Here is a 22,315-nt window from a genome sequence, read left to right as displayed (position 1 = left end):
GCCGACTCCCGGAAGGAATCGGCGCCATCTGGCCCGCGCAGTCCCGAAAGGACCGCCCGGGTTGGCTAGACGGAGCGCTGCAGGATGGCCTGGCGGACCTCGGTGATCGCCTTGGTCACCTGGATGCCGCGGGGGCAGGCCTCGGTGCAGTTGAAGGTAGTGCGGCAGCGCCACACGCCTTCCTTGTCGTTGAGGACCTCCAGGCGCATGTCGCCGGCATCGTCGCGGGAGTCGAAGATGAAGCGGTGCGCGTTCACGATCGCTGCCGGTCCGAAGTACTGGCCGTCGGTCCAGAACACCGGGCAGGAGGAGGTGCAGGCGGCGCAGAGGATGCACTTGGTGGTGTCGTCGAACCGTTCCCGGTCCTCCTGCGACTGCAGCCGCTCGCGGGTCGGCGCGTGGCCGTTGTTGATCAGGAACGGCATGATCTCGCGGTATGACTGGAAGAACGGCTCCATGTCCACGATCAGGTCTTTCTCCACCGGCAGGCCCTTGATCGGCTCCACCGTGATGGGCTTGGCCGTGTCCAGGTCCTTCAGCAGCGTCTTGCAGGCCAGGCGGTTGCGGCCGTTGATGCGCATCGCATCTGAGCCGCAGACGCCGTGGGCGCAGGACCGGCGGAAGGATACGGAACCGTCATGCTCCCACTTGACCTTGTGCAGGGCATCCAGCACACGGTCCGTGCCGTACATGGTGAGCTTGAACTCGTCCCAGCGGGCCTCCTCGGAGACTTCCGGATCGTAGCGGCGAACCTTCAGCGTGATGTCGAAGCTGGGGATTTCGCCGCCGCCGCCGACCCCGGGAGCCAGCTCGACCTTGGACGGTCCTTCGGGAATTTCGGTCGCGGTGCTCATTAGTACTTCCTCACCATCGGTTCGTAGCGCGTGAATACTACGGGTTTGGTATCCATGCGGATGCCGGCCGTCTGATCGGTCACGGCGTCGACGTCCAGGTAGCACATCGAGTGCTTCATGAAGTTCTCGTCGTCGCGGTCCGGGTAGTCCTCGCGGAAGTGTCCGCCGCGGGACTCCGTGCGGTGCAGGGCCGCCACGGTCATCACCTGGGCCATGTCCAGCAGGAAGCCGAGTTCCACGGCCTCCAGCAGGTCCAGGTTAAAGCGCTTGCCCTTGTCCTGGACGCTGATGTTCTTGTAGCGCTCGCGCAGCGAAGCGATCACGTTCAGCGCCTCGGTCAGGGACTTCTCGTCGCGGAACACCTGCACGTTGGCATCCATGATGTCCTGCAGTTCCTTGCGGATCTGGGCGACCCGCTCGGTACCGGTGCCGCCGCGCACCGTCTCGAGCAGCTCCATCGTGTACAGCTCCGGGTTCTCCGGCAGCTCGACAAAGTCCGCGGTCTTGGCGTACTCGGCGGCGTTGATGCCGGAGCGCTTGCCGAAGACGTTGATGTCCAGCAGGGAGTTGGTTCCCAGCCGGTTGGAGCCGTGGACGGAGACGCAGGCTACCTCGCCAGCGGCGTACAGGCCCGGCACAACGGTGTCGTTGTCCTGCAGCACCTCGGCCTTGATGTTGGTGGGGATGCCACCCATGGCGTAGTGGGCGGTGGGGAACACGGGCACCGGCTCGGTGTAGGGCTCGACGCCGAGGTAGGTGCGCGCAAACTCCGTGATGTCCGGCAGCTTCGCGTCGATGTGCGCCGGCTCCAGGTGGGTCAGGTCCAGCAGCACGTAGTCCTTGTTCGGACCGCAGCCGCGGCCCTCACGGACCTCAAGGGCCATGGAGCGGGCCACAATGTCGCGCGGCGCCAGGTCCTTGATAGTGGGGGCGTAGCGCTCCATGAAGCGCTCACCGTCGGCGTTGCGGAGGATTCCGCCTTCGCCGCGGGCGGCCTCGGAGAGCAGGATGCCCAGCCCGGCCAGGCCGGTCGGGTGGAACTGGACGAACTCCATGTCTTCCAGCGGGAGGCCGCGGCGGAACGCGATGCCCATGCCGTCGCCGGTGAGGGTGTGCGCGTTGGAGGTGGTCTTGAAGACCTTGCCCACGCCGCCCGAGGCGAAGATGACGGACTTGGCCTGGAAGACGTGGAGCTCGCCGGAGGCCAGGTCATAGCTGACGACGCCGGCGACGCGCTTCTGCTTGTAGGGGGTGCCGTCGGCGCGGGTGGCGTCTTCCTCGACCAGCAGCAGGTCCAGCACGTAGTACTCGTTGTAGAACTCGACGTTGTGCTTGACGCAGTTTTGGTAGAGGGTCTGCAGGATCATGTGTCCGGTGCGGTCCGCGGCGTAGCAGGCGCGGCGAACCGGGGCCTTGCCGTGGTCGCGGGTGTGCCCGCCGAAGCGGCGCTGGTCGATCTTGCCCTCGGGCGTCCGGTTGAACGGCAGGCCCATCTTTTCCAGGTCCAGCACCGCGTCGATGGCTTCCTTGGCCATCACTTCGGCGGCATCCTGGTCAACCAGGTAGTCGCCGCCCTTGATCGTGTCAAAGGTGTGCCATTCCCAGTTGTCCTCTTCGACGTTCGCCAGTGCGGCGCACATGCCGCCCTGGGCCGCACCGGTGTGGGAACGGGTGGGGTACAGCTTGGTCAGTACTGCGGTGTGCGCGCGCTGGCCTGATTCGATCGCGGCGCGCATACCGGCGCCACCGGCACCGACAATGACGACGTCGTACTTATGGACCTGCATACTGGATGCTCTTTCTGTTGAAACTGGGATTTCTTCGCCGCGTGGGGTTCACGACGGGGCAACGGCGCCGCGGTCTGTCGCGGGGACGGTTAGGGTGCCGGGCAGAACGACGGCAGCAGCTCGGCGGTGGCGTTGGCCGGGCACGGATCGAAGGTGAAGATCACCAGGGTGCCGAGCACGATGATGACGGCAGAGGCTACGTACAGGACCATCTTGAACCAGAAGCGGGTGCTGTCCTTCTCCGCGTAGTCCTCAATGATGGTGCGCACGCCGTTGGTGCCGTGCAGCATGGCCAGCCACAGCATGGCCAGGTCCCAGATCTGCCAGAACGGATCGGCCCACTTGCCGGCCACGAAGCCGAAGTTGATGCCGTGGACGCCTTCGCCCACCATCAGGTTGACGAAGAGGTGGCCAAAGACCAGCACGACCAGAATGAGGCCGGAGAGCCGCATGAACAGCCATGCGTACAGTTCGAAGTTGCCCTTGCGGCCCTTGTTGCGCAGGTACTCGGGAGCGATGCGGGCGCTGCGGGGAGCCTGGATTTCAGAGTTGACCGACATGAGTTAGTGACCCCCGGTGAAAGCGAGCGTGAGGTGGCGGATGAGGAACGGAACCATGACGACGACCCACAGGCCGACGACGCCCCACAGAAGCTTGGCCTGGTACTTGGGCCCCTTCTTCCAGAAGTCGATGAGGATGACGCGAAGCCCGTTAAAGGCGTGGTAGACGATGGCCGCTACCAGGCCGGCTTCCAAGATGGCCATGATCGGGTTCTTGTACGTTGCCATGACTGCGTCATAGGCGCCGGGGGATACCCGGACCAGTGCGGTATCCAGCACGTGTACCAAGAGAAAGAAAAAGATTGCGACGCCCGTGATGCGGTGTCCTACCCAAGACCACATGCCTTCACGGCCGCGGTATAAGGTCCCAGCTGGTGTCTTCGACACTGAATTACCCTCCCTGCATCGCAGAGGCGCAGCGTGGCTTCCACGCAAGAGTTGACGCCGGTGCGAGAGCGCTCTATAGCTCAAGACTAATCTAGGCTTCGCTGAGGGCTTATTCAATTTAGGTACAGCAGGGTGTGACCTTCTTAACAGCCCGGGCACATCGGTCGCCGCGGGGCGGATTGCGCGGGCCCGCAGCCACACAGGCTGCTGGACCGTGACCCCGCGGCAGATTTCGGTGTTCCGGCACCGGCAAACCACCCCCGGCTGCAAAAATCGGCCCGCAGGATGAAGGCGCCACCCGCGTTGCTGGATTACCGTGGAGAGCGTGAACACTCAAGCAGCAGGCCGGGACGCGGCCGACGATGACGCCGTGCTGGACCGTTTTCATGCCGTGATTCCGGCGGGCGGGACCGGAACGCGGTTGTGGCCGTTGTCCCGTGCGGCGGCGCCGAAGTTCCTGCACGACCTGACCGGTTCCGGGTCCACGTTGATCCGCGCCACTTACGCCCGCCTGGAGCCGTTGTGCCAGGGGCGGACCCTGGTGGTAACCGGCAAGGTGCACCGACAGGCGGTCTGCGCACAGTTGCCCGAGCTGCAGGATGCGAACCTGGTGCTGGAGCCGGAGCCGAAGGACTCGGCCGCGGCGATCGGTCTGGCCGCGGCTATCCTGTACCGGCGGGACCCGCGGATCATCATGGGCTCCTTCGCCGCTGACCAGGTGATCACCCCCGTGGAGGACTTCCAGCAGGCGGTCCGCGAGGCGGTGCACACCGCGGCCGAAGGCTACATCGTCACGATCGGGATCACGCCGACCCATCCGGCCACCGGGTTCGGGTACATCCGCTCCGCCGGGGCGCTGCAAATCCCCGGGGCGCCCTCCGCGCAGGCGGTGGCCGAGTTCGTGGAGAAACCTGACGAGGAGGTGGCCCGCGGGTACCTGGAGACGGGGGAGTATTCCTGGAACGCCGGCATGTTCGTGGCGCCGGTGGACCTGCTGCTGAAGCACCTGGAGACCAACGAACCCGAACTCTTTGCCGGACTCACCGAGATCGCCGAGGCCTGGGACACCCCGGCCCGCGGAGCGGTGATGCGCAGGATCTGGCCGGACCTGCCCAAGACGGCGATCGACTACGCGGTGGCCGAACCCGCGGCGGCCGCCGGTGACGTGGCGATGATCCCCGGTTCCTTCTCCTGGGACGACGTTGGCGACTTCGCCGCCATCGGACGGCTGAACACCGCCAGCGAAACCTCCGGGCTCACGGTGCTCGGCGAAGGGGCGAGGGTCTTCGCGGAGTCGGCCACCGGCGTCGTGGTCTCCGACACCAAGCGCGTGATCGCGCTGATCGGCATCGACGACGTCGTCGTGGTCGACACCCCGGACGCGCTGCTGGTGACCACCAAGGAACACGCGCAGAAGGTGAAGTCCACCGTGGAACACCTCAGGGCCAGCGGCGACACCGACGTCCTCTGAGGCGCACCGTACCCGGCGCGGGGCCGCCGGCGGAACCCCGGTGCTGCGCAACCGCCGGCGACCGTCCTCGGTGGGCCGCCGCTCAAGTCGATAGAGTGCAGGTGTGCAGAAGATTTCAGAAACACCGCTGGCCAATCTCAATATCGGCGTCTGGGCATCGCCACTGCTGGACGAGCTGCGGCGGTTCCGGCAGGACCTGCACCAGCATCCCGAGCTGTCGCACAAGGAATTCCTCACCACCCGGAAGCTGGCCGAGCGGCTGACGGCGGCAGGACTGGAACCGCAGCTGCTGGACGGCACCGGGCTGTTCGTCGACATCGGGGAGGGCCCGCTGGCCATCGGCCTGCGCGCCGACATCGACGCCTTGCCGATCATGGAAGAAACCGGCCTCGACTACGCTTCGGTCAACACCGGCATCAGCCATGCCTGCGGACACGACATCCACACCACGGTGATGCTCGGCGTCGCGCTGGTCCTGCGCAAACTGGATCTGGAGGGCGAACTGTCCGCCCGCGTGCGGGTCATCTTCCAGCCGGCCGAGGAAACCATGCCCGGCGGCGCGCTGGCCGTCATCGAGCAGGGCGTGCTGGAAGGGCTGCCGCGGATCCTGGCCCTGCACTGCGATCCGCGGATCGACGTCGGACTGGTCGGCACGCGGATCGGAGCCATAACCTCCGCCTCGGACACCATACGTATTGAACTGCGCGGGCGCGGCGGGCACACTTCGCGCCCGCACCTGACGGAGGACCTGGTGTTCGCGCTGGCCGAGATTGCCGTCAGTGTCCCGGCCGTCATCAACCGGCGGATCGATGTCCGCAGCGCCGTCTCCCTCGTGTGGGGGCAAATCCAGGCGGGCGCCGCCCCCAATGCCATCCCGGCTGTCGGTTACATGGCCGGAACCATGCGCTGCCTGGACGGGGAAGCCTGGCAGGCCGCCGGTGAGCTGGTGGACGAGGTCGTCAACCAGGTGGCCGCGCCGTTCGGCGTGGACGTCAAACTCGAACACATCCGCGGCGTGCCTCCTGTCATCAACACCGAACGGGAAACCACGCTGCTCGAAGCTGCGGCCCGGAGCGAGTTGGGGGAGGACGCGGTGACCCTGACACCGCAGTCGATGGGCGGGGAAGACTTCGCCTGGATGACCCAGGAGGTGCCCGGCGCCATGATGCGGCTGGGCACCCGGACCCCGGGCGGCGAAACCTTCGATCTGCACCGCGGAGACTACGTTCCGGACGAGCACGCCATCGGCGTGGGCGTGCGCGTCATGGCCAAGGCGGCCCTGCTGGCCGCTCGGCGTCACCGGGACACGGCAGCGGTTGCTACCGAAAAGTAACAACTTTTCAACAATCTTCGCGCGCGTGTCGCGATTGCTTCGCCGGTGGGGCGCGCGGGAACTACTGTAGGGTCATCAACTGTGCACCTGCAGGACAGGTGCTGTGCCACGCGGAGTACAAGCCAACGCCGCACTTCCTGTGAAGCGACCATTGAACTGTGGCGGGGCAGACATTCTTTTATGGAGGAACATTGAAGACTTCACTGCGCAAGATTAAGCGCGGCACCGGCCTCTCCGCCGCGGTGCTGGGCGCGTCCGCACTGGTTCTGGCCGGTTGCGGCGCTCCGCCGGCCCAAGAGGGCGGTGCCACCGGCAGCCCGGCAGCCGAAGGCACCGACTACCTGGGCTGCATCGTCTCCGACTCCGGTGGATTCGACGACCGTTCGTTCAACCAGTCGAGCTACGAAGGCCTGAAGATGGCCGAAGAAGAGCTGGGCATCAAGATCCGCGAGGCCGAGTCCCAGGCCGAGACCGACTTCGGTCCCAACGTGGATGCCATGGTGCAGGCCAACTGCGACATGGTCCTCACGGTCGGCTTCCTGCTGGGCGACGTGACCAAGGAAGCAGCGGCGAACAATCCCGAGACCAACTTCGCGATCGTCGACTACAACGACCCGGAGTTCACCGACAACGTCAAGCCGATCATCTACGACACGGCGCAGGCGGCGTTCCTGGCCGGCTACGTTGCGGCCGCAACCAGCGAGACCGGCAAGGTGGCCACCTACGGCGGCATGAACATCCCCACCGTCACCATCTTCATGGACGGCTTCGCCGACGGTGTGGACTACTACAATGAGCAGAAGGACGCCAACGTCGAACTGCTGGGCTGGAACAAGGAAGCCCAGAACGGCACCTTTGTGGGCAACTTCGAGGATCAGGGCAAGGGCAAGACCAACACCCTGAACTTCATCAATGAGGGCGCCGACATCATCATGCCGGTGGCCGGCCCGGTGGGCCTGGGCACGTTGGACGCCGTGCTCGAAGCCAACGCCGACGGCAAGGATGCCAAGGTTGTCTGGGTTGACTCCGACGGCTACGAGACCGCCGGCAAGGCTGAGGAATTCATCCTCACCTCGGTGATGAAGCTGATGGGCAACGCGGTCGAGGAAGTCGTCAGGACCGACGCCGAGGGCAACTTCGACAGCACCCCGTACGTCGGAACCCTGGAGAACGGCGGCGTGGCACTGGCCCCGTTCCACGACCTCGACGCAGCGGTTTCCGATGAGACCAAGGCCGAGCTGGAAACCATCAAGGAGTCGATCATCTCGGGCGAGATCAAGGTCGAATCCAAGGCCAGCCCGCAGCAGTAAGCACGCAGCGGACCGCCGCTCTCCGTACCGGACCCCGGTGCCGAGGGTGGCGGTTCGCGCTGTAAGCGGCCGAACCGGTTTAGGCTAGGCACAGCGTCCGGGCAGCGACACCGTCCGGCACCGCGCCGCTGGATGAGGACCGTCGTACCTACGGACAAAGAACAGGTGGGTTGGGGTTTGAAACTCGAGCTCAAGGGAATCACCAAGCGATTCGGCTCCCTGATCGCCAACGACCACATTGACCTGGTGGTGCAGCCGGGACAGGTGCACAGCCTGCTGGGTGAAAACGGCGCCGGGAAATCGACGCTGATGAACGTCCTCTACGGGCTCTATGAGCCGAGCGAAGGCCAGATCCTGGTCGACGACAAGCCCGTGACGTTCAACGGCCCCGGGGACGCCATGGCGGCCGGCATCGGCATGGTGCACCAGCACTTCATGCTCGTCCCGGTGTTCACCGTGGCAGAGAACGTGGCGCTGGGCAATGAAGCGACCAAGGCCGGCGGCCAACTCAACCTGGATGAGACCCGGGCCCGGATTAGGGAGATCTCCGACCAGTACGGCTTCGAAGTGGATCCCGATGCGGTGGTCGAGGACCTGCCGGTCGGGGTGCAGCAGCGCGTCGAGATCATCAAGGCCTTGGTCCGTGACGCCCAGGTGCTGATCCTGGACGAGCCTACTGCCGTCCTGACGCCCAAGGAAACGGATGAGCTGCTGGGCATCATGGGCCAGCTCAAGGCCGACGGCAAGGCCATCGTGTTCATCTCGCACAAGCTGCGCGAAGTCAAGGCAGTTTCCGACATCATCACCGTCATTCGCCGTGGCAAGGTCATCGGCGACGCACCGCCCTCGGCCTCCACGACCGAATTGGCCGAAATGATGGTGGGCCGCGCCGTCAGCCTGACCCTGGACAAGGAACCGGCCCGTCCGGGGGAGGAAACATTCGTCGTCGAGAACCTCACGGTGCGTTCGGCGACGGGCCAGCGCGTGGTGGACGGCATCAGTTTCGCCATCGCGCGCGGCGAGATCCTTGCGGTGGCCGGCGTCCAGGGCAACGGGCAGACGGAACTGACTGAGGCAATCCTGGGGCTGCAGGACCATGTGTCCGGCTCCATCAGGCTCGAAGGCCGCGAACTGGTGGGGCGCAAGGTCAAGGACATCATCGAGGCCGGCGTCGGCTTCGTGCCGGAGGACCGCAGCGTCGAGGGCCTGGTGGGGACCTTCTCCGTGGCCGAAAACCTCATCCTCAACCGCTACGACCAGCCGCCCTTTGCCCGCGGCCTGGCCATGAAGCCCGCCTTGGTCGCCCAGAACGCCGAGCAATACATCTCGGAGTTCGACGTCCGCACCCAGTCTGCGGCGGCGGCGGCCGGTACGCTCTCCGGCGGGAACCAGCAAAAGGTGGTCATGGCCCGGGAGCTGTCCAGGCCGTTGAAGCTCTTCATCGCTTCGCAGCCGACCCGCGGCGTGGACGTAGGCTCCATCGAATTCCTGCACAAGCGGATCGTCGCCGAGCGCGACGTCGGCACGCCGGTGATGATCGTTTCCACCGAACTGGACGAGGTGCTGGAACTTGCCGACCGGATTGCCGTGCTCTACCAGGGCCGGCTGATGGGCATCGTCCCCGCCGGTACCTCGCGCGGCGAGCTGGGCCTGATGATGGCCGGCATGAGCGCCGAGGAAGCGCTGGCACACCGGACGGACGCCGAAGTGCAGCAGACAGACGCCGAAGGAGGCGAGGAATGAGCGCGGACGAGTCCGGCAAGCACGGGAAGCGGTCGAAACACGCGGGCAAGCCCGCGGCGGAGGGCGACGAGCAGCGGCTCGAGGCGGCTGCCGCCCTCGGCGACGGCACCCAGGCGCCGCCGGCCGTCCTGCCCACGGGGGAGAGCCTGCACCCCGAGTTGCGCGCGCATCAGACCATCATGCAGCGGATCGTCTCCGGAAACGCGCTGGTGGCTGTCCTGGCCATTGTGCTGTCCCTGATTGCCGGCGGCATCCTGATCGCGTTGACGAATGAGGAAGTGGCCCGGACCTCCAGCTACTTCTTCGCCCGGCCGCAGGACATGCTGACCGCCGGATGGACGGCCGCCGCCAACGCCTACGCCGCGCTGTTCCAGGGCTCGATCTTCAACTTCGAGGGCTCCACGTTCTCCCGGATGATCTACCCGCTGACCCAGACGCTGACCGTGGCAACGCCGCTCATCTGCGCCGGCCTGGGCGTAGCGCTGGCGTTCCGCGCGGGACTGTTCAACATCGGCGCGCAGGGCCAGATCATCATCGGCGCCACCTTGGCCGCCTGGGTCGGTTTCAGCTGGCACCTTCCGGTGGGCCTGCACCTGCTCCTGGTCATCCTGGCCGGCATCCTCGGCGGCGCCTTGTGGGGCGGCCTCGTCGGCCTGCTGAAGGCCAAGACCGGTGCCCACGAAGTGATCCTGTCGATCATGCTCAACTACGTGGCCATCAACCTGGTGCTGTACCTGCTGACCATGCCCGCGTTCCAGCGTCCCGGCTCCACCAACCCGATCAGCCCCCAGCTGGACGCCACGGCCATGTACCCGCCGCTCTTCGGCGACAGCTTCCGGCTGCACTGGGGCTTCGTGGTAGCCATCCTCGCCACCGTTTTTTGCTGGTGGCTGCTCAACCGCTCCACCATCGGCTTCGAGCTGCGCGCGGTCGGCTCCAATCCGCACGCCGCCCGCACCGCCGGCATCAGCGTCACCAAGGGCTACGTCGTGGTGATGGTGCTGGCCGGCGCACTGGCGGGCCTGGCCGGCGTCGCGCAGGTGGCCGGCACCGAACGCGTGCTGACCTCGGGCGTCGCGGCCAGTTTCGGGTTCGACGCCATCACCGTGGCACTGCTGGGACGTTCGACGCCGTGGGGCACGTTTGCGGCCGGCCTGCTGTTTGGCGCCTTCCGCGCCGGCGGGGTGACCATGCAGACCAACACCGGCACCGGCATTGACATTGTCCTGGTGGTCCAGTCCATGATCGTGCTGTTCATCGCGGCTCCGCCGCTCGTGCGCGCGATCTTCCGGCTCCCCGAGCCCGGCAAACTGACGGCAAAACCCCGTAAGACCGCAAGCACCGGAGGTGCAGCATGAGCACGGCTACCGCCACCGCCCCGCAGCAAAGCCCCACCGCTGCGGACACCGTGCGGAACTGGAAGACGCCGGTCATCCTGGCCGTCCTGGCTTTCGCGTCCGTCCTGGTTTTCGCGATCGGGGCGCCGGACAACTCGGTGACCTTCCGGCTGTCGGATCCCAACGACCCGGTGGTACTGCCCTCGGTGGTGCTCTCGGCGGTCGTCACCGGCTGGGTCACCGCCGTCCTGATGCTGGCCGGCGCCGTCTGGTCGTTCATGCTGGTCCGGTCCGGGCGAAAGGTCCCCGGCTGGCTGGTGGCCGTCTTTGCCGTACTGTTCGTGGTTGGATTCCTGACCTGGGTGGTGGGCAGCGCCCGGACCCCGAACGTGGCCCTCTACGGCCTGCTGGCCGGTTCGGTCACGCTGGCCGTGCCGCTGATCTTCGGTTCCCTCTCCGGCGTGCTGTGCGAACGCTCCGGCGTCGTCAACATCGCCATCGAAGGGCAGCTGCTGTTCGGTGCCTTCTCCGCCGCGGTCGCCGGATCGCTCTCCGGCAACGCGTTCATCGGCCTGGCCGCCGCGGCCGTCGGCGGCGTGCTGGTCTCGGCAGTGCTGGCGGTGTTCAGCATCAAGTACATCGTCAACCAGGTGATCGTCGGGGTGGTGCTCAACGTGCTGGTTTCCGGCCTGACCGGTTTCCTGTTCTCCACCGTCCTCTCGGCCGACTCGGCCACCTGGAACTCTCCGCCGCGGCTGCCGATCATCAGCATTCCGGTGCTGTCCGACATCCCGATCATCGGCCCCATCCTGTTCGAGCAGTCGGTGGTCGGCTACCTGATGTACGTCGCGGTGGCCGTGATCTACTTCGGCCTGTTCCACACCAAGTGGGGCCTGCGCACCCGTGCAGTCGGGGAACACCCCAAGGCGGCGGACACCCTGGGCGTGAAGGTCAACCGGATGCGGTTCATGAACGTGCTGCTGGCCGGCGTCGTCGCCGGTTTCGGCGGCGCCTTCTTCACCCTGGTCAGCGTCTCCAGCTTCGGCCGCGACATGACCGCCGGCCAGGGCTACATCGCCCTGGCGGCGCTGATCTTCGGCCGCTGGAACCCGCTGTACGCGTTCTTCGCGGCGCTGCTCTTCGGCTTCGCGACCAACCTCCAGTACGTGCTCAGCGCCCTGGGCTCCACGGTGCCGAACCAGTTCCTGGCCATGCTGCCCTACGTGGTGACCATCTTCGCCGTCGCCGGCCTGGTGGGCCGCGCCCGACCCCCGGCCGCCAGCGGCGTGCCGTACATCAAGGGCTGACCGTGGAACCAGCGAAGGCCCAAGCCGTGGACTGGCACGCCCTCCAGCAGGCCGCGGAGGCCGCCATGCGGCTGGCCTACGTACCGTATTCGGGCTTCCCGGTCGGCGCCGCCGCTCTCACCGACGACGGCCGGATTGTCTCCGGCTGCAACGTTGAAAACGCCTCTTACGGCCTGACCCTGTGCGCCGAATGTTCGCTGGTGAGCCAGCTGAACATGACGGGCGGGGGGAAACTGGCCGCGTTCAGCTGCGTGGACGGGGAGGGCAACGCCCTGATGCCGTGCGGCCGGTGCCGGCAGCTGCTGTACGAGTTCCGCGCGCCCGGCATGCTGCTGATGACGCCGGCCGGCCTCAAGACCATGGACGAGGTGCTGCCGGACGCCTTCGGCCCGCAGCATCTGGCCTGAGGGCCGGAACGCAACACGTAAGGAGCAGGACATGACCGAAACATTCGACGCCGTCGACATCATCCGGACCAAGCGGGACAGGGGAACGCTCAGCCCGGAGCAGATCGCCTGGACCATCGACGCCTACACCCGCGGGGCCATCGCCGACGAGCAAATGTCCGCGCTGAACATGGCCATCCTGCTCAACGGCATGGACCGGGAGGAGATCGCGCACTGGACGACGGCGATGATCGCCTCCGGCGAGCGGATGGACTTCTCCTCGCTCGGCAAGCCGACCGCGGACAAGCACTCCACCGGCGGCGTGGGGGACAAGATCACCCTCCCGCTGGCCCCGCTGGTGGCCGTCTTCGGTGTGGCGGTGCCGCAGCTCTCCGGCCGCGGCCTGGGCCACACCGGCGGCACCCTGGACAAGCTCGAGTCGATTCCGGGCTGGCGTGCCCTGCTCAGCAATGACGAGATGATGAGCCAGTTGGCCGACGTCGGCGCCGTCATCTGCGCGGCCGGGGCAGGTTTGGCTCCTGCGGACAAGAAGCTCTACGCGCTGCGCGATGTGACCGGCACCGTGGAAGCGATCCCGCTGATTGCTTCCTCGATCATGAGCAAGAAGATCGCCGAAGGCACCGGCTCGCTGGTGCTGGACGTGAAGGTCGGCAGCGGGGCCTTTATGAAGGACGAGCGCAACGCCCGGGAACTGGCCGAAACCATGGTGGCCCTGGGCCAGGACGCAGGCGTGAACACGGTGGCGCTGCTGACCGATATGAGCACGCCGCTCGGGCTGACCGCCGGCAACGCCATCGAGGTCGAAGAATCGGTGGAGGTGCTGGCCGGCGGCGGCCCCGAGGATGTCGTGGAGCTGACGGTGAAGCTGGCCGAGGAGATGCTGCAGGCAGCCGGCGTGAGGGACGCCGAGCCCGCGGCCGCGCTGCGGGACGGCCGCGCCATGGACGTCTGGAAATCCATGATCCGCGCCCAGGGCGGGGATCCCGACGCCAAGCTGCCGGTGGCCAGGGAGTCCGAAATTGTCTACGCCGAGGCCGACGGCGTGCTGATGCAGCTGGACGCCCTGGCTGTCGGGGTCGCCGCCTGGCGGCTGGGCGCCGGACGTGCCCGCAAGGAAGACGCCGTGCAGGCCGGGGCCGGCGTGCGGATGCACGCCAAGCCCGGGGCGGTGGTCCGCGCAGGCGAGCCGCTGATGACACTTTTGACCGATACCCCCGAGAGGTTCGACCGCGCCAGGGATGCGCTGCGCGACGCCGTCGTCATTGCGCCGGAGGGCAGCCGGCCGACCCGGCGGCTGATCATCGACCGGGTGGCGTAACGCACGGAAGACCCCAGCTGTAAACAACTGGGGCAGCACGGATATATATCCCCGGATCAACCACTTCCCGCCGTTCCTGCGGCCCCGCTACGATGATGTGGTGCGGCCGGAGCGGGGGAGGCCCCGGCGCACCGCGGGGTCTGCGGTGTTGACCGATGGGGGCCCGGTCAGGGATCTACCCGATAGCGGCACAAAACGCGGCATGGCATCGTTGGACTAGATATCCAGCGGACAGGAACACTTCGTGCAGACTTTTATGGACGCGCTCAGCGTCTTCATCATCGACGCGGCAGCGCAATGGTGGATATACCCACTGCTCCTGGCTCTCTGCCTGATCGACGGGATTTTCCCGCCGGTGCCCAGCGAATCGGTGGTCGTGGCCTTGGCCGCCATCGCGGTATCCGCCGGAGCTCCGAATCTCTGGCTGGTGGCCGCAGTTGCTGCAGCGGGCGCGATAGCGGGGGACAACATCGCGTATCTGATCGGGCGCCGCATCGGTGCAGACCGCTTCCGCTGGATGCAGCGCCCCCGGGTTGCCGCCGCCTTCGCCTGGGCCCGCCGGGAACTGGACCGGCGCGGCGCCCTGCTGATCCTGAGCGCACGCTACATTCCGGTAGGCCGCGTGGCCGTCAACATGACCGCCGGCGCAACCGGATACAACCACCGCAAGTTCGTCCTGTTTTCCGTGGTCGCCGGCATCTCCTGGTCCTTGTACTCGGTCGGCATCGGGGCACTGGCCGGGCGCTGGTTCCATGACAACACCCTCCTGGCCGCGGGACTGGCGATCGTGCTGGCGCTGCTGCTGGGCCTCGTGCTGGACCACGGCATGAAACTGGCCAATCGGCGCCGCGCGGCGCGGCTGCGGGCCGCCGCCCCGGCCGGGCACGGCGGCCCGGAGCCGGCAACCGAGGCCGGGCCGACGGCGGCAGGCAACGGCGGCGCGGCCGCCGCCGAGAGCCCGGACACGGCAGCGGCTGCACGCCGCGATCCCGCCGACCAGCTGCCGCCAACCGGTTCGCGGACGGTCCGCTTCGAACCGTACGTCCCGCTGACAGTGTCCTCCCGCAACCACTCCACCGCGGGCCTCGACGACTGAACCTGGCGCCGGCCTCCGCGCCTGCCGCCCGGGTGCTCGCGTAAGGTGGTGCCTGTGACTGAGCCTGAATACTCCGAGAACACCGCAGCCGACCTGGACATCGACATCCGCAGCCTGCCGAAGGTTTCGCTGCACGACCACCTGGACGGCGGACTGCGTCCCGCCACGATCATCGAGCTGGCCGCGGCCGAGGGCCACGAGCTGCCCTCCACCGACCCGGTGGCGCTCGGGGAGTGGTTCCGGGAGTCGGCGGATTCCGGCTCGCTGGTCCGCTACCTGGAAACCTTTGACCACACCGTCGCCGTGATGCAAACCACGGAAGGCCTGTTCCGCGTGGCCCAGGAATTCGTGGAGGATCTGGCCGACGACGGCGTGGTCTACGGCGAGGTCCGGTGGGCGCCGGAACAGCACCTGTCCAAGGGACTGACCTTGGACGAGGCGGTCGAAGCCGTCCAGGCAGGCCTGGAAGCCGGCGTGACCGCCGTGGAAGCCAGTGGCCGCCCCATCCAGGTGGGCCAACTGATCACCGCAATGCGGCATGCCGACCGCTCGCAGGAGATCGCTGAGCTCGCTGTCCGCCACCGTGACCGGGGCGTCGTCGGATTCGACATTGCCGGAGCGGAGGACGGCTTCCCGCCCTCGCGCTTCAAGGACGCCTTCACCTACCTGGCCGAACAGCAGTTCCCGGTAACGGTCCACGCCGGCGAGGCAGCCGGAGTGGACAGCATCGTGGATGCGCTGGTCAGCGGCCGTGCGCTGCGGCTGGGCCACGGCGTGCGGATCGCCGAGGACATCCAGGTGGACTTCGGCCCGGACGGCGACGACGGCGACGAGGTTGGCATGGTCACCCTCGGCCGGGTTGCCGCGTGGGTCCGCGACCGCGGCATCCCGCTCGAGTGCAGCCCCTCATCCAACCTGCAGACCGGCGCAATCGCCGTCTTCGGCGAAGGCATCCACTCACACCCGTTCGACCTGCTCTACCAGACCGGTTTCAAGGTCACGATCAACACGGACAACCGGCTGATGAGCGGGGTGACGCTCTCCGACGAATACGAGTTGCTGGTGGAAACCTTCGACTACGACCTGGATGACCTGCTGGAGATCACGCTCAACGCAGCCGAAGCCGCTTTCCTGCCGCTGGAAGAGCGTGAGGCGCTCATCGAGTTCATCGGCGAGGCCTTTAACAGCCAGGCGGGCTGACGGCGGCCATGCCCCACGCGGGACACTCCTTCGAACCGGGGCGGCTCCCGGACGCCGCAACGGCGGAGCCCGACCGAGGCCGGGCCGTTGCCAGGCTGCTGGACGTCGTGGCTCAACTGCGCGAGCACTGCTTGTGGACGGCCGCGCTGACCCACGAGTCGCTGGTCGAGTACCTGGTGGAGGAAGCCCACGAACTGGCCGAAGCCATCGAAACCGGCCACACCGGCCGGGCCGACGTGGCCGAACTCAAGGGCGAACTGGCCGATGTGCTCTACCAGGTGGTGCTGCATGCCCGTTTGCAGGAAGAACGGGGACACTTTGATTTCGACGCCGTGGCCGCCGAACTGACAGCCAAGCTCATCCGGCGGAACCGGCATGTCTTCCGGCCGGACGGGTCCCTGCAGGAGAAGTTTCCGGACACCATCGCAGAGATCGTGGCCGGTTACGACGCGGTCAAGGCGGCGGAGAAACCGGAGCGGACCACGCCGTTCGACGGCCTGCCGCACTCGCTGCCGGCCCTGACGTTGGCGGCGAAATCTTTGGACCGCGCCCGCCGGGCTGGCAGCCCGTCGGCGGCGGTCCTAAGCCAGGACGGCACGGCCGGGCGCACTGCGGCCGGCGGTGCAGGCCGGGCGGAAGACGACGTCGGCGAGGAACTGTTCGCCGTCGTCCGCCGCGCAGTGGAGGCCGGCGTGGATCCCGAGCAGGCGCTGCGGACCGCCGTCCGCAGATTCCAGCAGCGCGTAACGGAAGAAAACTGCAGCGGGTGATCTCGATTAGTCTTAAGCCGGACCTTGCAGCCGGCTCCGGCCTCGCCTGCAGACATTCCAACTTTTCGTTCCAACGAACAGGAGCTACTCCATGGCGCTGATCGATGCCATCCACGCGCGCGAAATCCTTGATTCCCGCGGCAACCCCACCGTTGAAGTTGAGGTGCTGCTGTCCGACGGCTCGATGGGCCGGGCCGCGGTTCCGTCCGGTGCCTCCACCGGGGCCTTCGAGGCCGTGGAACGCCGCGACGGCGAGCAGGACCGCTACCTGGGCAAGGGCGTCGGCCAGGCCGTGGCCGCCGTGGTGGACACCATCCAGCCGGCACTGGCCGGCCTCGACGCCACCGACCAGCGGCTGATCGACCAGACCATGCTGGACCTGGACGGCACCTCCAATAAATCCGACCTCGGCGCCAACGCCATCCTCGGCGTTTCGCTGGCCGTGGCCTCGGCCGCCGCAGAATCCGCCAACCTCCCGCTGTACAAGTACCTGGGCGGCCCGAATGCCCACGTGCTGCCGGTCCCGCTGATGAATATCCTCAATGGCGGCTCGCACGCCGATTCCGACGTGGACATCCAGGAGTTCATGGTGGTGCCGCTGGGCGCCGCCACGTTCTCCGAGGGGCTGCGCTGGGGCGTGGAGGTCTACCACAGCCTCAAGGCCGTGCTGAAGGAGAAGGGCCTCTCCACCGGCCTGGGCGACGAGGGCGGCTTCGCCCCGAACCTGCCCAGCAACCGGGCGGCGCTGGATTTGATCACCGAGGCGATCACCCGTGCCGGCTACACCCCGGGCAAGGACATTGCCTTGGCCTTGGACGTGGCGTCCTCCGAGTTCTACCAGGACGGCGCCTACCTGTTCGAGGGCAAGTCCCTGACGGCGGCGGAGATGAGCGCCTACTACGCCCAGCTGGTCGCCGACTTCCCGCTGGTCTCCATCGAGGATCCGCTGGACGAATCCGACTGGGAGGGCTGGGCCGCCCTGACGGCCGAGTTGGGCGACAAGGTGCAGCTGGTGGGCGACGACCTGTTCGTCACCAACCCCGAGCGTTTGCAGCAGGGCATCGATGCCAAGACCGCCAACTCCCTGTTGGTCAAGGTCAACCAGATCGGTTCCCTGACTGAAACCCTGGAGGCCGTGGCGCTGGCCCAGCGCAACGGCTACACCACGATCACCTCGCACCGCTCCGGCGAAACCGAGGACACCACCATCGCCGACATCGCCGTGGCCACCAACGCCGGCCAGATCAAGACCGGCGCCCCGGCCCGTTCGGAGCGCGTGGCCAAGTACAACCAACTGCTGCGCATCGAAGAGGAGCTCGACGACGCGGCCCGCTACGCCGGTCGCGCCGCCTTCCCGCGTTTCACGGCGTAGTTCGGCCCGACCCTCGGTAATGTCTTAAGCGGGGCCCGGCGGCAAAGCCGATGCCGGGCCCCGCACGACTTCCACGGTGAGGAGCCTGAATGTCCACCCGACGCCCCAACATGCCGCGGGCCGGCCGCCCGCCCGGCAGCGGGCCTGCGTCGGGCGGCGTGGACGGGAAGGACACCGACGCTCGGGAACCGGAGACCGGACAGGTGATTCGCGCCGACTTCGGCCGGACGCCGTCCGGCTCGGCTCCCCAGCCGGATGCCCGCACCCGCCGCGTGCCGGACGCAGGCCACGCGCGAAAGCCGAAGCCGCCGGTGAAACCCAAGCCCTCGCCGTCGGAAGTCCGCGCGGCGGAACGCCGGCAGCTGTCCGAGGCCATCAGGCAGCCGGCCGCACCGGCTGCGGATCCAAGGCCCCGGCCACCGGCCAGGGAAACCCCGGCCGACGCCGTGCCGGTCCCGGCCAAAGCGTTCTCCGGCCGCCTGCTGGCGCTGGCCGTGGTGCTGGTATCGATCACCGTACTGCTGGCCCCGTCGGTACGGATTTTCATTGAACAGCGGGCGGAACTCTCCGCGCTTCAGGCGGACATCGCCGCCAAGAAAGACTCCAACGAACAGTTGACCAAGGAACTGGCCCGCTGGGACGATCCTGCCTACATCAAGCAGCAGGCCCGGGATCGCATATTCTATGTAATGCCGGGGGAGAAGCGGTACATGGTCACCGGCGCGGAAGGACTGCGCGAGTCCAACAAACATGCCTCCGCCACCGCACCCGAGGACCTGCCGTGGGTCGACGCCCTGTGGAACTCGGTGACCCGCGCGGCAACAGACCCGCCCGCAGCGGACTGACCTCCCGGCAGCCTGCCGGATTACACGGCCCTGCCCCACGGGCCGCAGCACCAGGAAAGGACTGAGCCGTGAACGACGCTCAGCGCACCCCCACCCCCGACGATCTCGACACCCTGAGCCGCCAGCTCGGCAGGCCGGTGCGCGATGTCGTGGAAATCGGTGCACGGTGCGTGTGCGGAAATCCGCTGGTCGCCACCACGGCGCCGCGGCTCGGGAATGGAATCCCCTTCCCGACCACGTACTACCTGACCCACCCGGTCATCACGTCCGCGGTATCCCGGCTGGAAGCGGCAGGGGTCATGACGGAGATGACCGAACGGCTGGAGGGGGATCAGGAATTGGCCGCGGCCTACCGCCGCGCCCACGAGGAGTACCTGGCGGCCCGCGACGGGGTCGGCCGCCGGGCCGGTATCGGCGACGTGCCCGAGATCGCGGGAGTCTCGGCCGGCGGAATGCCCACGCGGGTCAAATGCCTGCACGTCCTGGTGGGCCATTCGCTGGCCGCAGGTCCGGGCGTGAATCCGCTGGGCGACGAAGCGCTTGAGCGGATCGCGGAATGGTGGACCGTGGACCGCTGCTACTGCTCCGGAGCCTGGGATGTTGACGGCACCGCTCCGGCCCGGGACCTGAGCCGCCATACCCGGACCCAGGGGCTGACGGCCGAAGAGCTGGCGGCGAAGAAGGCCCGGCGTGCCGGCGGCAAGGATGCGGCGGACGACGACGGCGGCACCGTCAGCGGTTCCGCCTCCGGCCACGCCGACGGAGGGAAGTCCTAGTGGCACGCGTCGGAGCCATCGACTGCGGGACCAACTCGATCCGCCTGCTGATTGCCGATGTCCGGGACGGCGGGCTCACCGACGTAGTCCGCGAGATGAAGGTCGTGCGGCTGGGGCAGGGCGTCGACGCAACCGGGGCGCTGGCGCCGGAAGCGTTGGACCGGACCTTCGCGGCGGCGGAGGAATATGCGGGCCAGCTGCGCAGCCAAGGCGCCGAGACCCTGCGGTTTGTCGCCACCTCCGCCACCCGCGACGCCGCCAACCGCCAGGTCTTCGTCGATGGCATCCGCGAGCGCCTCGGCGTGGAACCGGAAGTGATCAGCGGCCGGGAAGAGGCCGAGCTGTCCTTCACCGGTGCCGCCAGCGTCCTGGCGCCGGAGCCGGGGGAGAAAGTGCTGGTGATGGACTTGGGCGGTGGCAGCACGGAGTTCGTGCTGGGAACCGCCGACGGGGTGCTGGCTGCCCTCAGCACCGACATGGGCTGCGTCCGCTTTACCGAGCGGCACCTGCTCTCGGATCCGCCGACCGCCGCCGAGGTTGCCCACGCCGTGGCGGACGCCGAGGAACATCTGGCACGGGTGCTCGCCGAGGTGCCGCTGGCCGACGTCGACCGGTTGGTCGGAGTCGCGGGTTCCGTCACCACCGTTACGGCCCACGCCCTGCAACTGGCACGGTATCGTCCGGAAGCCATCCACGGGGCGCACCTGGACGGTGCCCGGTTGGATTCAGCCTGCTCCTCCCTTCTGGAGATGACGCGGCACCAGCGGGCTGCGTTGCCCTACATGCATCCGGGACGGGTGGATGTCATTGGCGCCGGCGCACTCATCTGGCGGACCGTTTCCCGACGGCTGGCCGCACTGACCGGTGGCCGCGTGAACGGCGCGACCGCCAGCGAACACGATATTCTTGACGGAATCGCCCTGAGTGCGGCCACCCGGCTGCCGCACTGAGCTTCCCGGGTTCGGGGATCAGACCGCTTTGCCAACCGAAGGGACATCCATGCGCCAGCGCGACAGTGAACGGCCGGCCGGACGCGCGGGCGCGTCGAAAGTCTTCGCGCTGGGTTCGGCGATCGCGGTACTCGCCTCGCTGGTGCTCGCCGGCCCGGCCCAGGCAGACGACACCCGCGGCAAGGAATACTGGCTGGACGCCTACGGGATCCGGGCCGCCTGGGACGAGTCGCAGGGCGAGGGCGTCAAGGTAGCAGTGATCGACAGCGGCGTAGACGCAACGCACCCCGACCTCAAGGGGGCCGTGGTTGGCGGTACGGACGTCTCCGGCTCCGGGGACCCCGACGGCCAGCGCGGCATCGGGCAAACACCTGAGCACGGAACTCTGGTTGCGACCCTGCTGGCCGGACGCGGGCATGCACCCGAAAAAGACAAGACGGACGACAAAAAGAAAAACGACAAAGAGTCCAAGTCGAAGCCCAAGGACGAGGGCATCGGCGCCGGCACGGACGGCGTGATCGGGGTGGCGCCCAAGGCACAGATCCTGACGGCCTCAACGTGGCTCGGGACACCCAACCCCTCGGGCATCGGCGTCGACGAGCAGATCCCGGCGGCCGTCCGCTGGGCCGTGGACAATGGCGCACAGGTCATCAACATGTCACTGACCAGCTCCAGCACCTCCTGGCCGGAGAGCTGGGACGCGGCGTTCCTCTACGCCGAACAGCATGACGTGGTGGTCGTGGCCGCCGCGGGCAACCGCGCCGGCGGCACCGAACAGTCCGGCGCCCCGGCCACCATCCCCGGCGTGCTGACCGTGGCCGGATTGAACCGCGATGGCGAGGCCAGCCAGGAGGCCTCGGCCCAGAGCATCGTCATCGGTGTTGCGGCCCCGGCCGAGAACCTCGTCGGCGGACTGCCCGGCGGCCTCTATGCCGACTGGTCCGGCACATCGGGGGCCACGCCGCTGGTCTCGGGCGTGGCGGCGTTGATCCGCTCCAAATACCCGGACATGAGCGCGGCCCAGGTCATCAACCGCATCATCAGCACGGCCAAGGAAGCCGGTGTCCCGGGCCATGATCCGATTTACGGCTACGGCGTACTCGACGCGGAGGCAGCCGTGAACGCCGACGTGCCGGAGGTCGCCGCCAACCCGCTCGGCTCCATCGCGCAATGGATTACGGTGCACCGCCGCGGTGAAGTCGCTGCGCCCCAGTCACAGGCTCCGGTGCAGTCCAAGGCCGAGGCGCCGGATATTCCGGAACCGACTACACCAGTGGCGGTTCCCCCGCGCAGCGAAAACTCCGTGCTGCCGGCCATCCTCGTGTTTTCGTTCGGCGGGCTGATCGCCGCCGTCCTGGTGTTGGGCGCGGTCCAGACCATGCGGGCGCGCAAGGCCGTGCAGCAGGGCACGGCCGCGGTCGAGGAAGCGGACACGGACTTCATGCCGCCGATTCGGGAAGAGATCCGGAAGCCGGCCAAGCGCTGATTCTGC

The 22,315-nt window shown here is 67.6% G+C and carries 20 protein-coding genes; 16 read left to right on the top strand and 4 right to left on the bottom strand.

Annotated elements, in window-relative coordinates:
- Nucleotides 1-65 precede the first annotated feature (65 nt).
- The 4 genes from AC5RVS_RS10750 to sdhC form a co-directional block, all read right to left on the bottom strand.
- Nucleotides 66-854: a succinate dehydrogenase iron-sulfur subunit gene (locus tag AC5RVS_RS10750; RefSeq protein ID WP_493987887.1), complete on the bottom strand. Its 789-nt coding sequence runs from the start codon at nucleotides 852-854 to the stop codon at nucleotides 66-68.
- Complete coding sequence (gene sdhA / locus AC5RVS_RS10745; protein ID WP_493978599.1) at nucleotides 854-2,641, bottom strand: succinate dehydrogenase flavoprotein subunit; 1,788 nt, start codon at nucleotides 2,639-2,641, stop codon at nucleotides 854-856. Before sdhA ends, AC5RVS_RS10750 begins: the two co-directional genes overlap by 1 nt.
- A gap of 89 nt (nucleotides 2,642-2,730) precedes the next feature.
- Nucleotides 2,731-3,201, bottom strand: coding sequence for a succinate dehydrogenase hydrophobic membrane anchor subunit (locus AC5RVS_RS10740; RefSeq protein WP_493987888.1), 471 nt, complete (start codon nucleotides 3,199-3,201; stop codon nucleotides 2,731-2,733).
- Between the two features lie 3 nt (nucleotides 3,202-3,204).
- On the bottom strand, nucleotides 3,205-3,588 hold the full coding sequence (gene sdhC, locus AC5RVS_RS10735; protein WP_493987889.1) for a succinate dehydrogenase, cytochrome b556 subunit: 384 nt from the start codon (nucleotides 3,586-3,588) through the stop codon (nucleotides 3,205-3,207).
- Nucleotides 3,589-3,913: 325 nt separating this feature from the next.
- On the opposite strand from sdhC, the gene AC5RVS_RS10730 reads away from it, so the two are divergent.
- The 16 genes from AC5RVS_RS10730 (at nucleotide 3,914) to AC5RVS_RS10655 (ending at nucleotide 22,309) form a co-directional block, all read left to right on the top strand.
- Complete coding sequence (locus AC5RVS_RS10730; RefSeq protein WP_493987890.1) at nucleotides 3,914-5,059, top strand: mannose-1-phosphate guanylyltransferase; 1,146 nt, start codon at nucleotides 3,914-3,916, stop codon at nucleotides 5,057-5,059.
- A 103-nt stretch (nucleotides 5,060-5,162) separates the two neighbouring features.
- Nucleotides 5,163-6,392 (top strand): amidohydrolase, encoded by a 1,230-nt coding sequence (locus tag AC5RVS_RS10725; protein WP_494108108.1) that lies wholly within the window; start codon nucleotides 5,163-5,165, stop codon nucleotides 6,390-6,392.
- Nucleotides 6,393-6,583: 191 nt separating this feature from the next.
- Nucleotides 6,584-7,702, top strand: a complete 1,119-nt coding sequence (locus AC5RVS_RS10720; protein WP_493987892.1) for a BMP family lipoprotein — start codon at nucleotides 6,584-6,586, stop codon at nucleotides 7,700-7,702.
- 177 nt (nucleotides 7,703-7,879) lie between these two features.
- Nucleotides 7,880-9,445 (top strand): ABC transporter ATP-binding protein, encoded by a 1,566-nt coding sequence (locus tag AC5RVS_RS10715; RefSeq protein ID WP_494108388.1) that lies wholly within the window; start codon nucleotides 7,880-7,882, stop codon nucleotides 9,443-9,445.
- Entirely contained in the window at nucleotides 9,442-10,803 is a 1,362-nt protein-coding gene (locus tag AC5RVS_RS10710; protein WP_493987893.1) for an ABC transporter permease, read from the top strand. The genes AC5RVS_RS10715 and AC5RVS_RS10710 overlap by 4 nt, the downstream gene beginning before the upstream one ends.
- Nucleotides 10,800-12,089 carry an ABC transporter permease gene (locus AC5RVS_RS10705; RefSeq protein WP_493987894.1) on the top strand — a complete coding sequence of 430 codons (1,290 nt, stop codon included), beginning with the start codon at nucleotides 10,800-10,802 and terminating at the stop codon, nucleotides 12,087-12,089. The genes AC5RVS_RS10710 and AC5RVS_RS10705 overlap by 4 nt, the downstream gene beginning before the upstream one ends.
- Before the next feature lie 2 nt (nucleotides 12,090-12,091).
- Nucleotides 12,092-12,496 (top strand): cytidine deaminase, encoded by a 405-nt coding sequence (locus tag AC5RVS_RS10700; protein ID WP_493987895.1) that lies wholly within the window; start codon nucleotides 12,092-12,094, stop codon nucleotides 12,494-12,496.
- A 31-nt stretch (nucleotides 12,497-12,527) separates the two neighbouring features.
- A complete protein-coding gene (locus tag AC5RVS_RS10695) occupies nucleotides 12,528-13,814 on the top strand; it encodes a thymidine phosphorylase (RefSeq protein ID WP_494108107.1) in 1,287 nt (428 codons plus the stop codon).
- Nucleotides 13,815-14,058: 244 nt separating this feature from the next.
- Nucleotides 14,059-14,910 (top strand): DedA family protein, encoded by an 852-nt coding sequence (locus AC5RVS_RS10690; protein ID WP_493987897.1) that lies wholly within the window; start codon nucleotides 14,059-14,061, stop codon nucleotides 14,908-14,910.
- 54 nt (nucleotides 14,911-14,964) lie between these two features.
- Nucleotides 14,965-16,110 carry an adenosine deaminase gene (locus tag AC5RVS_RS10685; RefSeq protein ID WP_494108106.1) on the top strand — a complete coding sequence of 382 codons (1,146 nt, stop codon included), beginning with the start codon at nucleotides 14,965-14,967 and terminating at the stop codon, nucleotides 16,108-16,110.
- Nucleotides 16,111-16,118: 8 nt separating this feature from the next.
- Complete coding sequence (locus AC5RVS_RS10680) at nucleotides 16,119-16,880, top strand: MazG nucleotide pyrophosphohydrolase domain-containing protein (protein WP_494108105.1); 762 nt, start codon at nucleotides 16,119-16,121, stop codon at nucleotides 16,878-16,880.
- A 91-nt stretch (nucleotides 16,881-16,971) separates the two neighbouring features.
- Entirely contained in the window at nucleotides 16,972-18,252 is a 1,281-nt protein-coding gene (gene eno / locus AC5RVS_RS10675) for a phosphopyruvate hydratase (RefSeq protein WP_493987900.1), read from the top strand.
- Nucleotides 18,253-18,341: 89 nt separating this feature from the next.
- Nucleotides 18,342-19,097 (top strand): FtsB family cell division protein, encoded by a 756-nt coding sequence (locus tag AC5RVS_RS10670; RefSeq protein ID WP_494108104.1) that lies wholly within the window; start codon nucleotides 18,342-18,344, stop codon nucleotides 19,095-19,097.
- 68 nt (nucleotides 19,098-19,165) lie between these two features.
- The gene (locus tag AC5RVS_RS10665) at nucleotides 19,166-19,873 is read left to right on the top strand and encodes a DUF501 domain-containing protein (protein WP_494108103.1); all 708 of its coding nucleotides are present in this window, start codon (nucleotides 19,166-19,168) and stop codon (nucleotides 19,871-19,873) included.
- Complete coding sequence (locus AC5RVS_RS10660; RefSeq protein ID WP_494108102.1) at nucleotides 19,873-20,823, top strand: Ppx/GppA phosphatase family protein; 951 nt, start codon at nucleotides 19,873-19,875, stop codon at nucleotides 20,821-20,823. The genes AC5RVS_RS10665 and AC5RVS_RS10660 overlap by 1 nt, the downstream gene beginning before the upstream one ends.
- 49 nt (nucleotides 20,824-20,872) lie before the next feature.
- Nucleotides 20,873-22,309, top strand: coding sequence for a S8 family serine peptidase (locus AC5RVS_RS10655; protein ID WP_494108101.1), 1,437 nt, complete (start codon nucleotides 20,873-20,875; stop codon nucleotides 22,307-22,309).
- Nucleotides 22,310-22,315 lie beyond the last annotated feature (6 nt).

It is taken from the genome of Arthrobacter sp. Y3221048 (genome assembly GCF_059092685.1).
Note: the sequence above shows the minus strand (reverse complement) of the source record. Positions and strands in the feature narration are given on the sequence as shown.

Excerpts from the sequence above, each read along its gene's own strand:
- AC5RVS_RS10750 (WP_493987887.1), bottom strand. The coding sequence starts at position 854 with ATGAGCACCGCGACCGAAATTCCCGAAGGACCGTCCAAGGTCGAGCTG.
- AC5RVS_RS10705 (WP_493987894.1), top strand. The coding sequence starts at position 10,800 with ATGAGCACGGCTACCGCCACCGCCCCGCAGCAAAGCCCCACCGCTGCG.
- sdhA (WP_493978599.1), bottom strand. The coding sequence starts at position 2,641 with ATGCAGGTCCATAAGTACGACGTCGTCATTGTCGGTGCCGGTGGCGCC.
- AC5RVS_RS10740 (WP_493987888.1), bottom strand. The coding sequence starts at position 3,201 with ATGTCGGTCAACTCTGAAATCCAGGCTCCCCGCAGCGCCCGCATCGCT.
- AC5RVS_RS10680 (WP_494108105.1), top strand. The coding sequence starts at position 16,119 with ATGCCCCACGCGGGACACTCCTTCGAACCGGGGCGGCTCCCGGACGCC.
- AC5RVS_RS10670 (WP_494108104.1), top strand. The coding sequence starts at position 18,342 with ATGTCCACCCGACGCCCCAACATGCCGCGGGCCGGCCGCCCGCCCGGC.
- AC5RVS_RS10655 (WP_494108101.1), top strand. The coding sequence starts at position 20,873 with ATGCGCCAGCGCGACAGTGAACGGCCGGCCGGACGCGCGGGCGCGTCG.
- AC5RVS_RS10695 (WP_494108107.1), top strand. The coding sequence starts at position 12,528 with ATGACCGAAACATTCGACGCCGTCGACATCATCCGGACCAAGCGGGAC.
- eno (WP_493987900.1), top strand. The coding sequence starts at position 16,972 with ATGGCGCTGATCGATGCCATCCACGCGCGCGAAATCCTTGATTCCCGC.
- AC5RVS_RS10710 (WP_493987893.1), top strand. The coding sequence starts at position 9,442 with ATGAGCGCGGACGAGTCCGGCAAGCACGGGAAGCGGTCGAAACACGCG.